Annotated in this window: 11 protein-coding genes and 1 pseudogene; 3 read left to right on the top strand and 9 right to left on the bottom strand. The window is 44.2% G+C overall.

All coding sequences use genetic code 11. The features are described 5' to 3' along the window. The 5 genes and pseudogenes from cysJ to dusA all read right to left on the bottom strand — a co-directional run. Positions 1-226 (bottom strand): annotated as a pseudogene (cysJ, locus tag A136_RS14345) (NADPH-dependent assimilatory sulfite reductase flavoprotein subunit); the annotation flags it as partial. Positions 227-349: 123 nt separating this feature from the next. Next, positions 350-580, bottom strand: coding sequence for a hypothetical protein (locus A136_RS14340; protein WP_004735813.1), 231 nt, complete (start codon positions 578-580; stop codon positions 350-352). A 192-nt stretch (positions 581-772) separates the two neighbouring features. Beyond that, positions 773-1,438, bottom strand: a complete 666-nt coding sequence (locus A136_RS14335; RefSeq protein WP_017063187.1) for a TIGR04219 family outer membrane beta-barrel protein — start codon at positions 1,436-1,438, stop codon at positions 773-775. 135 nt (positions 1,439-1,573) lie between these two features. Further along, entirely contained in the window at positions 1,574-1,795 is a 222-nt protein-coding gene (pspG, locus tag A136_RS14330) for an envelope stress response protein PspG (RefSeq protein WP_017059950.1), read from the bottom strand. A gap of 206 nt (positions 1,796-2,001) precedes the next feature. Beyond that, on the bottom strand, positions 2,002-2,982 hold the full coding sequence (dusA, locus tag A136_RS14325; protein ID WP_017063186.1) for a tRNA dihydrouridine(20/20a) synthase DusA: 981 nt from the start codon (positions 2,980-2,982) through the stop codon (positions 2,002-2,004). A 314-nt stretch (positions 2,983-3,296) separates the two neighbouring features. Here dusA and zur point away from each other — a divergent pair, with 314 nt between their 5' ends. Both zur and A136_RS14315 read left to right on the top strand, forming a co-directional pair. After that, on the top strand, positions 3,297-3,755 hold the full coding sequence (zur, locus tag A136_RS14320) for a zinc uptake transcriptional repressor Zur (RefSeq protein WP_017059941.1): 459 nt from the start codon (positions 3,297-3,299) through the stop codon (positions 3,753-3,755). 17 nt (positions 3,756-3,772) lie between these two features. Then, positions 3,773-4,234: a chemotaxis protein CheX gene (locus A136_RS14315; protein WP_004741271.1), complete on the top strand. Its 462-nt coding sequence runs from the start codon at positions 3,773-3,775 to the stop codon at positions 4,232-4,234. A gap of 140 nt (positions 4,235-4,374) precedes the next feature. Here A136_RS14315 and pgi read toward each other — a convergent pair whose 3' ends face one another. After that, positions 4,375-6,027, bottom strand: a complete 1,653-nt coding sequence (pgi, locus tag A136_RS14310) for a glucose-6-phosphate isomerase (protein WP_017063185.1) — start codon at positions 6,025-6,027, stop codon at positions 4,375-4,377. 326 nt (positions 6,028-6,353) lie between these two features. On the opposite strand from pgi, the gene A136_RS14305 reads away from it, so the two are divergent. Continuing rightward, entirely contained in the window at positions 6,354-6,773 is a 420-nt protein-coding gene (locus tag A136_RS14305) for a secondary thiamine-phosphate synthase enzyme YjbQ (protein WP_017059938.1), read from the top strand. Positions 6,774-6,889: 116 nt separating this feature from the next. Here the strand turns inward: A136_RS14305 and A136_RS14300 are convergent, their stop codons facing one another. The 3 genes from A136_RS14300 to A136_RS14290 all read right to left on the bottom strand — a co-directional run. Further along, positions 6,890-8,095 (bottom strand): BamA/TamA family outer membrane protein, encoded by a 1,206-nt coding sequence (locus A136_RS14300; protein WP_017063184.1) that lies wholly within the window; start codon positions 8,093-8,095, stop codon positions 6,890-6,892. Between the two features lie 23 nt (positions 8,096-8,118). Next, positions 8,119-9,204 carry an alanine racemase gene (alr, locus tag A136_RS14295; RefSeq protein WP_017063183.1) on the bottom strand — a complete coding sequence of 362 codons (1,086 nt, stop codon included), beginning with the start codon at positions 9,202-9,204 and terminating at the stop codon, positions 8,119-8,121. 6 nt (positions 9,205-9,210) lie between these two features. Beyond that, on the bottom strand, positions 9,211-10,497 hold a 1,287-nt coding region (locus tag A136_RS14290), incomplete at its 5' end, for a replicative DNA helicase (RefSeq protein WP_017063182.1).

The raw sequence follows: 10,497 nt of genomic DNA, 5'->3' as shown, positions 1-10,497 counted from the left end.
AACCAGCCGCTTGAGCGATTGGCGCAGCAGCACCGACAGGCTGAGCTTGGCTCACTCCCCAAAGGTAACCACTGACCCATGCCAGTTGCTGTGAAGACAGTTCAGAAACAGTTTGCTGAAGATGACCCAATTGTTGGTCATTAAGTGGTGCTGCTAGCCCAGGTAACTCATTAGCCCCAGACTGTGCATTATTATTTTGTGAAGACTCTTTCTTATTTAAAGACATGGTCACGACATCCCTAATCATTGCGTGACGATAGATTAACCACTCCTTTTAATAACAAGAAAGAATAGAAAAGTATGTTTTATAACTTTTTGGAAGTAAAAACCGATTGAAACGTAAATTGTCTTACTGGTTTTCAATGCGTACTTGCTGAAAGCCAACCGCCATTGCCGATTTAGATGCCAAGTCTAAATCCGCGTAATGACATTCTTCACCATGAACATCAGTAAGCAGAACAAAGCCACCACCCATATGACGAAACTCCACAACCCAAGACCCTTCTTGAATTGAGGGCTCTATGATGGCTTCAACTAACAGGTTTTCTCTATATAAATTTCGTAATTCATTGAGTGTCATATTCCATCCCTTGCTTTGACCTCACTACATAGACCTTATAAGAATAGACGCAAATTGGCTCTCTGTATTAAGGATGGTCGAAAGTGATGAATGTGCTAACTAATTCCAGAAAGATATAATCAATAGATATAAAAAAACGCCACTTAATAAAGTGGCGTTCTTAAAATTCGTTCTAAATTTGCTTTATATGGCCTAGAAGCGCACTTCAGCACCAGCAAACCAACCATCGACCATGACAAAGCTCTTGCCTAGTTCTGAGCTAAAGAACTCATCCGAATCTAAATCGATAACACGGTAACCACCACGCAGGGCAATTTCAGATTCTGATACAGGGATTCGGTACTGAACACCCGCCATCAAGTCAGTGCTCTTAATACCACTGCTATCACCAAACTCCATGGTACCAATGATATCGAAGTTGGTGTCAGGAACGTTGATCTCTGCGTTACCGTAGAAGCTCCAAGTAAATTCATCAAAGGTTGCTTGAGTACTCGTTTTAGGCTCAATGTAGTTAGAGTTTGAGTACTGAGTGAACGTCACACCTGCATCAAAGTTCATCAGCTTGTGATCTAACAATGTGTAATAGAAGGTGTAGTCGTACTTATCGAAGGCCAATGAATCCGCATCGACAGAAGTATAGCGAAAACTAGCGTTTGGTAGCATCGGGGCATTATGCTCAAATGCGAAATACAACGAAGGTGAGTTAGAATCGTCATCTTGTCTAACTTCGTTTAGCTTTGTACTTCCCCACCACATATCGGCACCGACTTTAGCCGTGTAAGAAAACTCTTCTTCAGCAGACACTGCTGAACTTAAAGATAGCATTCCCACTAAAGCAATTAATGGCATTTTATTCATTTGAGATAGCTCCAATTCCATATCGTAGTGCTAATTGTATGCACATTCATAGATTATTGGGGAAAATTCTACCACACATCTTAAATTCTAAAACGATAAACCGCTGACGAGTAAAGATTTGACGGCACGATGACCTTAGTAACGTCTCTGGTTAGAACTGTGTACAAAATTTTTGAAAAACCACACACCGATTGCAATCACGATCAACCAAGGCAGTAACTTAAACACGACGCCCATCATACCTAAGACCAACATGACTAATAACGCCACTCCGGTTGCAGCCAATACCGTCATAAACGTAATACCAGTGACAAGTAGAGTCGCAACGAAAATAAGAACAAATATTAATTCAAACATAATGGTCTCCCTAATGAGTTAATGACCTATCTTTCCTACTTTCTAACATTGCAGCTTCCATACCAAGTATGCCAACCCTATAAAATCCTTATTTATCAGATAAATAAAAAGCCACACATCTTCATGCGTGGCTTTTCGGAAACTTATAGTGGTAAATTTAACCTCTAGTGGCGAATTTAACCTTAAGTTTTTAACTTAGAGGGAGCTTAAACATTTAGCTCTTTAGGGATCTTAGCCAATGCTGTTTGCATCACTTCAATACCTGCACCTTTCTTATGTGCGTTTTCACTGATGTAGCGACGCCATTGTCTTGCGCCCGGCATGCTTTGGAACAAACCAAGCATATGACGAGAGATGTGTCCTAAGCTTGCACCATTTGAAAGCTCACGCTCAATGTACGGGTACATCTCTTCAACCACTTGTGAGCGCTTCTTAATTGGCGTGTCTAAACCAAAGATCTGCTGATCAACTTCAGCCAAGATAAACGGGCTATGGTAAGCCTCACGACCGATCATCACACCATCAAGGTGTTGCAAGTGCTCCTTAGTTTGCTCAAGAGTCGTAATGCCACCATTCACGGCAATCACCAGATCAGAGAAATCTTTCTTGATTTGGTATGCACGATCGTAATCTAGCGGTGGGATCTCACGGTTCTCTTTCGGGCTAAGGCCACTCAACCACGCTTTACGCGCGTGAATAGTAAATTGCTCACAGCCACCTTTTTCAGAAACCGTCGAAACAAACTTAGTTAGAAACTCATAAGAGTCTTGGTCATCGATACCGATACGCGTTTTCACGGTAATTGGAATATCAGTGACTTCTTTCATCGCTGAAACACAATCTGCCACCAACTCGGGCTCAGCCATCAAGCATGCACCAAATCGACCATTCTGAACTCGGTCTGAAGGGCAACCTACGTTAAGATTCACTTCATCATAACCGCGCTCACCAGCAAGCTTGGCACAAGCAGCAAGATCAACCGGGTTTGAACCACCGAGTTGAAGTGCAAGAGGATGTTCTTGCTCGTTATATTCTAGGAAGTCGCCCTTACCATGTAAGATCGCGCCCGTTGTTACCATTTCCGTGTACAGAAGAGTCTGCTGAGAAAGCAAACGGTGAAAGTAACGACAGTGGCGGTCAGTCCAGTCGAGCATTGGAGCGACAGACAATCTACATGAATGTGTCATGGTAAAGTACCCTGGTAGCGAGTCAAAAAAATATGCTGGAATACCCAGCAAAAGCAAGGTCGGCTATTGTAAATGCTATGCCCAGTTTGTGCTATATGAACTTTACCTCACATTTTTTATTTAAACCTATTCACCAAACCTCTAATTCAGCCTCACTAATCAGTTATGCCTTGAGTCACACTGTCATTTTGAGTTACCTTGTCTTATTCAAAGTCGTGGGTCACAATACGCTCTGTACCTGACTTTAATAGAAATCATTGGCTCCCAAAACGTAGTAACCTAGAAATAAGGTTTGATTAGGGATGTCCGATTGAATGGTGAAAAATTTGGACCACACATTAATAGAGCAAGTTGAAGGGATATGCGCATCGCGAGGCGTTAGATTAACACCTCAAAGAAAGCGAGTGTTTGAGCTCATCCTCTCTAATAAAAAAGCCTCCAGTGCTTATGAATTATTAGAGCAGTTGAAAGTCAGTGAACCGCAAGCCAAGCCACCTACAGTATATCGCGCTTTGGATTTCTTGTTGGAGCAAGGTTTCATTCACAGAGTTGAGTCAACCAATAGCTTCATATGCTGCTGCTCTTGCAATGCCAACAAACATTTCTCCCAACTACTGATCTGCGATAAATGTGGCACTGTGATAGAACTGCAGGACGATGCGCTTGTCACCCTACTCGCCAGTAACGCTGAGAAGCATGGCTTTCAATTGACGAATCATGTCATTGAATCGCATGGCATTTGCCAATCTTGCTCCTCCGAGATGAAAGAATAAGATTATAGAAGAACATTATGCGCGCTGAATTTGTAAACCCGTTTTTAGCTTCTTTGATGAACGTTCTAAAAACGATGGCTTCTCTAGAATTGAAGCCACAAAAACCAAGAGTTAAGAAAGATGAAATTGCTCGTGGTGATGTCTCTGGTTTAATCGGTATGGTTGGTCCACAATCTCGTGGTTCAATGTCGATTACCTTTGATGAAGGTCTGGCTCTAGAAATCATGGAAAACATGCTGGGTGAGCGACCAAACGGTTTGAACGAAGAAGTAACCGACATGGTTGGTGAGATCACCAACATGGTAACGGGCGGTGCAAAACGTATTCTTGCGGAAAGCGGCTTCGACTTCGACATGGCAACACCGATTGTGGTTTCGGGTAAAGGCCACACTATTCGTCACAAATGCGAAGGCGCAATCATCATTATGCCTTTCTCATCTCAGTGGGGTAATGCCTTCATCGAGATCTGTTTCGAATAGAATTAGCTACAGCAAAATATTTAGAAGGCTGGCGTCTATACGTCAGCCTTTTTCTTACCTGTGATTTAACCATTGCTTACTCTACAGATACAAAAACGCCAACCCTAAGGTTGGCGTTTACTTTTATGCTATCAACTCAATTAAGCTTTAAGCGCTTTGAATGCGTTGATTAGACCGTTCGTTGAGCTATCGTGAGATGTCACTTCTGCGTCATCAGCAAGCTCTGGAAGAATTTGGTTTGCTAGTTGCTTACCAAGTTCTACACCCCATTGGTCGAAGCTGAAGATGTTCCAGATAACACCTTGAACGAAGATCTTGTGCTCGTACATCGCGATTAGGTTACCCAGAGAGCGAGGTGTAATTTGCTTAACAAGGATAGAGTTCGTTGGGCGGTTACCTTCAAACACTTTGAAAGGTACTAGTTCAGCCACTTCTTCTGCAGTTTTGCCAGCCGCTAGGAATTCAGCCTCTACCGTTTCTTTTGTCTTACCGAATGCTAGTGCTTCAGTTTGAGCAAAGAAGTTAGACATTAGCTTCTGGTGGTGATCAGATGCTGGGTTGTGACTAATTGCAGGCGCGATGAAGTCTGATGGGATCAGCTTAGTGCCTTGGTGAATCAGTTGGTAGAACGCGTGCTGGCCGTTTGTACCTGGTTCACCCCAGATGATAGGACCTGTTTGGTACTCTACTGGGTTACCTTCACGGTCTACAAACTTACCGTTTGATTCCATGTTACCTTGCTGGAAGTAAGCCGCAAAACGGTGCATGTACTGGTCGTAAGGTAGAATCGCTTCTGACTCAGCGCCGTGGAAGTTGTTGTACCAAATGCCGATAAGCGCAAGGATTACTGGAATGTTGCTTTCAAACTCAGTTGAAGCAAAGTGGTTATCCATCTCATGAGCACCTTCTAGCAGCTCAACGAAGTTATCGAAGCCTACAGAAAGAGAAATAGAAAGACCAATCGCAGACCATAGTGAGTAACGACCACCAACCCAGTCCCAGAATTCGAACATGTTGTCAGTATCGATACCAAACTCAGCGACCGCAGTTGCGTTAGTTGATAGTGCAGCGAAGTGTTTAGCAACGTGCGCGTTGTCACCTGCTTCAGCCAAGAACCAATCACGTGCAGAGTGCGCGTTCGTCATTGTTTCTTGAGTGGTAAATGTTTTAGATGCCACTAAGAATAGCGTTGTTTCTGGATTCAGAGGCTTAAGTGTCTCAACAATGTGAGTACCATCTACGTTCGAAACAAAGTGCATGTTTAGACGCGTTTTGTATGGCGTTAGTGCTTCAGTCACCATGTATGGACCAAGATCCGAACCGCCGATACCGATGTTCACAACATCAGTGATCTCTTTACCTGTGTAACCTTTCCACTCACCAGAAACGATGCGGTGTGTGAACAGTTCCATTTTTGCTAGTACAGCGTTAACTGCTGGCATTACGTCTTTGCCATCAACCATTACTGGCTTGTCGCTACGGTTACGCAGTGCAGTGTGAAGTACTGAACGGCCCTCAGTCTTGTTGATTGCATCACCGCTGAACATCGCTTCAATTGCAGACTTAACTTCAGTCTCGTTCGCAAGAGCAAATAGGTGCTGCATAGTTTCAGCATCGATAAGGTTCTTAGAGTAATCCACTAAGATGTCAGAACCGAAACGAGTAGAAAAGCTCTCGAAACGCTTTGCATCTTGAGCAAACAGCTCTTTCATATCCATATCTTGAGCAGACTCAAAATGTGCCGTTAGAGCTTTCCACGCTTGTGTTTGCGTTGGGTTGATATTTTTCAACATGGTATCTATCCCGATGTTACTGTAGGTTTTATTCTAAACGTCACCTGGGTGATGAATAGAACCCCCGATTAGGCGAAAGTTTATATTTTTCTGTGATGACCAAACCGCGTCACCACTGAAAGATTCTTTGTAATTTTTTTTCACGACGTATTATGCCGCATATGAAGAGCTGTACCTTGAGATAAATCAGGATTAGATTTCCTGACAGAAGAATCGGTACAGACTCTAGCTCTAACATAATTAAATGTGAGCGATACCTGATAAATTCAAGTTCAAAAGATAGCGTTAAACCACTTTTTTTCCAAATACATTATAAAGGATGGCGTATGTGGATTCAGAAGACTATACACCTAAATGCACGAAAGCGTGGATTTCATCTCATTACTGATGAAATTGAACAACAGATACACGATATCAATTCTCTATCTGTTGGTTTATTACATCTTTTTATCCAACATACCTCTGCCAGCCTCACACTAAATGAGAACGCAGATCCTACCGTCCGTACCGATATGGAGTCGCACTTTAATAAGTTTGTCCCAGAGCGAGCGCCCTACTACAGACACACCTATGAAGGTGATGATGACATGCCTGCCCACATTAAAGCATCGACACTTGGCACCAGTGTGACAATACCAATTAGCAATGGTCGTTTAGCTTTAGGAACATGGCAGGGCATTTACTTAGGAGAGCACCGAGATTGTGGTGGAAGCCGAACTGTGATTGCTACGATGCAAGGTGAGTAGACTGCTTGAAACAAGATCTCCTTAATAAAAACAATATCTTGTTAATAAAAAAGAGTGGTGAGTTTCCACAACCACTCTTATAAAAATAGTATTTGGCCTACTGTAGGCCGAAAGCTTTAGAAGGGCTGATTGATCATGACCCTAAAGGTCCCTTCATCACCACCTCGCGCCAACTCAGCACGAACAACAATGCCTTCCACTTGGAAACGCACCGCGCCACCTAAGCTCCATTTCATGTCCGAGTGCAGTGTTTTGATGTCGTACTCATCGGCAACGCGCCCTAATTCAGCAAACGCTACCCATTGCCACCAAGGCAAATCGTAGTAGTTTATCAGTGGGATATCGCCAAGTGGTTGCCAGTCAGGAAGTACTCGGTACTCAGCAGAATAATGAACTGCAGAGCGACCGTGATAACGACCTCCGGTATAACCTCGTAAACGATACAAGCCACCCAATCGAGCTTGCTCCGTTTCTGGTGGGCGAGCACAATCTTGCCCAGAGCAGTTATCCCACGTTGGCGTGTCAGCGGTATAGAAATCAAATGCTAAAACTTGTTGATCGAATAAGTCCCCTAAAGGACCTAAAGCAAAGTACTGGCTATTTTGGAAGGTCCACTTAAGCCACAAGTCATCGTTAGACCAACTCTCTGCGCCAGTGGTGAACTCAAGGTTAGTGTGAGAACCTCTGGTCGGGTTGCGTGTGCTATCACGGTTATCCCAATCAAACGCCAAACTAAAGCCTGTTGCCTCCTCGGTATTATTTAAACCTTCCAACTCACGAGCAGTATAAAAAGGCGTAAATAGAATCGAACTGACACCCGATTCTATTGGCGAAGCAAAGCTCACATCTTTGATTGGCTGAAAAGCACCGAGTAAACCGTGTTCTGCAACGTTGCCCCAAGGTAGCAAATACTTAAACTCAAACTGATAGTTTTGCTCTAAGCCATCAGCAATGGTTTTGTCATCGATAGATGAATCATTATCGCCTTGAGAACCAATGTAATACGGGTTGTCGTTGAAGCGCGCTTGATACATCTGAGTGCTAAACAATACGTTCTCAGACAAGGCATAGTTAAAAGCCGATAGAAAACCGACGTAACTGTCTTTGTCTGAATAGAGTGCCATACCAAACAGAGCGGCTTGAGGTTGCCAAACACCCTTTGCGACACCCGCAACCCCAAAGGTGTTACCCATGGTTTCGGTGCTGAAGTAGAAAGGAACAAAGGCTGAATCTTTTTCTTCACTCACAGCGGAAGAAGAAAAGCTGACACCGAGTAATGTCATTGCAGACATTAGCCAGCTTCGAGTCGTTCGCTTGAACATAATTTACTTATCAAGATCCATGATTACTTCACATATTCCATCGCAACACGCGAAGTCAGCTTAGTGACTAACTCGTAAGCGATAGTGCCGATATGTTCAGCCACTTCTTCTGAAGGTAAACCTTTACCCCACAGAGTCGCTTCATCGCCGACTTTATCTGCCGCATCAGGGCCTAGATCAACCGTTAGCATGTCCATTGATACACGTCCTGCGATCGGTACTTTTCGACCGTTAACGAACACTGGAGTACCGTTAGGTGCAGTACGAGGATAACCATCACCGTAACCAATCGCGATAACACCAACCTTGGTATCACGTTCACTGGTCCAGTTTCCGCCATAACCCACACTTTCACCGGCTTTCACATCGCGAACGGCAATTAGGTGTGAGGTCAGGGTCATCACAGGCAAAAATCCAAGCTCTTGCGCTGATTTATCAACAAATGGAGAGACACCGTAAGATATGATTCCCGGACGAACCCAATCAAGGTGGCTGTCTGGCCAAGCGAGTAAACCCGCAGAGGCAGCAAGTGAACGCTCCCCTTCACAACCTTCAGTAAGCGACAAGAAAAGCTCTGTCTGTTCAACGGTGGTTGCTCTATCCAGTTCATCAGCACAACCGAAGTGGCTCATGTAACGTAGAGGTTTGGCAACATTCGCACATTGATGCAAACGCTCAACAAAGTTTTGGTATTGCTCAGGGCGAACACCTAATCGGTGCATACCACTGTCGACTTTTAGCCATACCACAACGGGTGTTTCCAAATCCGCATTCTCTAGCGCGCTTAATTGCTCTTCACAATGCACCACCGTTTGAATGTTATTGGTCACCAAGATTGGCAAATCGCCCGAAGAGTAAAATCCTTCCAGCAACAAAATAGGTTTAACAATGCCACCAGCACGAAGTTGTAACGCTTCTTCAATACGCGCCACACCAAAAGCATCAGAGCTTTTTGAATGCTTGGCTATATGCAGTAAGCCGTGTCCGTAGCCATTGGCTTTCACAACAGACATGACCTTGCACTGAGGAGCCTTCGACTTTATCTGGTTCAGGTTATGTTCGAGCGCGTTTAAGTCAATGCTCGCCGTCGCCGCTTTCATGTAAGTCATTAGCGATTACTCATCATCAAATGCAGGGCCTGCATAGTTATCAAATCGGGAGTGTTGGCCTTGGAACGTAAGACGAACAGAACCGATCGGACCGTTACGTTGCTTACCAAGGATGATCTCAGCAATGCCTTTCAAGGAACTATCTGGGTTATAAACCTCATCACGATAGATGAACATGATCAAATCGGCATCTTGCTCAATCGAACCTGATTCACGCAAATCCGAGTTTACTGGGCGCTTATCAGCACGTTGCTCTAGGGAACGGTTAAGCTGAGAAAGTGCCACAACCGGAACGTTGAGCTCTTTTGCTAACGCTTTCAATGAGCGAGAAATCTCGGCGATTTCAAGAGTACGGTTATCAGATAACGAAGGTACACGCATTAATTGAAGGTAATCTATCATGATCATAGAGATACCATCGTGTTCACGAGCGATACGTCGAGCACGAGAACGCACTTCTGTTGGCGTTAGACCCGAGCTGTCATCGATATACATATTCTTCTTATCCATCAGAATACCCATACTCGACGAGATACGAGCCCAATCTTCATCATCTAGCTGACCAGTACGAATCTTGGTTTGGTCTACGCGAGAAAGTGACGCAAGCATACGCATCATCAGCTGTTCGGCTGGCATCTCTAGCGAGAAGATTAAAACCGGTTTGTCTTGCTTCATCGCCGCGTTTTCACACAAGTTCATCGCAAATGTGGTTTTACCCATCGATGGACGAGCAGCAACAATAATTAAGTCAGAGCCTTGTAGACCTGCTGTTTTCTTGTTGAGGTCGTTGAAGCCAGTATCGACACCTGTCACACCATCTTGCGGCGTTTTGTATAGGATCTCGATACGTTCTAGCGTCTTCTCTAGAATGCTATCAACGTTTTGTGGACCTTCGTTTTCACTTGCACGGCCTTCGGCAATCGCGAAGACTTTACTTTCAGCAAGATCAACCAGCTCTTCCGATGTACGACCTTGAGGGTCATAACCAGAATCAGCAATCTCATTCGCGACACCAATCAGGCTACGAACAAGTGCACGTTGCGCTACGATATCCGCATACGCATTGATGTTTGCGGCACTTGGTGTGTTTTTCGCTAAGTCAGCAAGGTAAGCAAAGCCACCCACTTCTTCAAGTTGCTCACGCAGCTCTAAATGTTCAGAGAGTGTAATAAGATCCAGAGGAGAACTTTCTTCAAGGATATCCTTTACCGCTTCAAAGATCAGACGGTGAGGACGGCTATAAAAGTCTTTGGCCACAACCTTTTCGGCAACTGTATCCCAGCGTTCGTTATC

The sequence above is a fragment of the Vibrio crassostreae 9ZC13 genome (assembly GCF_000272045.2).
GTDB lineage: Bacteria > Pseudomonadota > Gammaproteobacteria > Enterobacterales > Vibrionaceae > Vibrio > Vibrio crassostreae_C.
Note: the sequence above shows the minus strand (reverse complement) of the source record. Positions and strands in the feature narration are given on the sequence as shown.

What these genes read in the sequence shown, in the direction of transcription:
- A136_RS14305 (WP_017059938.1), top strand. Translation starts at nt 6,354, where the DNA reads ATGTGGATTCAGAAGACTATACACCTAAATGCACGAAAGCGTGGATTT.
- A136_RS14340 (WP_004735813.1), bottom strand. Translation starts at nt 580, where the DNA reads ATGACACTCAATGAATTACGAAATTTATATAGAGAAAACCTGTTAGTT.
- alr (WP_017063183.1), bottom strand. Translation starts at nt 9,204, where the DNA reads ATGACTTACATGAAAGCGGCGACGGCGAGCATTGACTTAAACGCGCTC.
- A136_RS14335 (WP_017063187.1), bottom strand. Translation starts at nt 1,438, where the DNA reads ATGAATAAAATGCCATTAATTGCTTTAGTGGGAATGCTATCTTTAAGT.
- pspG (WP_017059950.1), bottom strand. Translation starts at nt 1,795, where the DNA reads ATGTTTGAATTAATATTTGTTCTTATTTTCGTTGCGACTCTACTTGTC.
- A136_RS14300 (WP_017063184.1), bottom strand. Translation starts at nt 8,095, where the DNA reads ATGTTCAAGCGAACGACTCGAAGCTGGCTAATGTCTGCAATGACATTA.
- zur (WP_017059941.1), top strand. Translation starts at nt 3,297, where the DNA reads ATGGTGAAAAATTTGGACCACACATTAATAGAGCAAGTTGAAGGGATA.
- pgi (WP_017063185.1), bottom strand. Translation starts at nt 6,027, where the DNA reads ATGTTGAAAAATATCAACCCAACGCAAACACAAGCGTGGAAAGCTCTA.
- A136_RS14315 (WP_004741271.1), top strand. Translation starts at nt 3,773, where the DNA reads ATGCGCGCTGAATTTGTAAACCCGTTTTTAGCTTCTTTGATGAACGTT.
- dusA (WP_017063186.1), bottom strand. Translation starts at nt 2,982, where the DNA reads ATGACACATTCATGTAGATTGTCTGTCGCTCCAATGCTCGACTGGACT.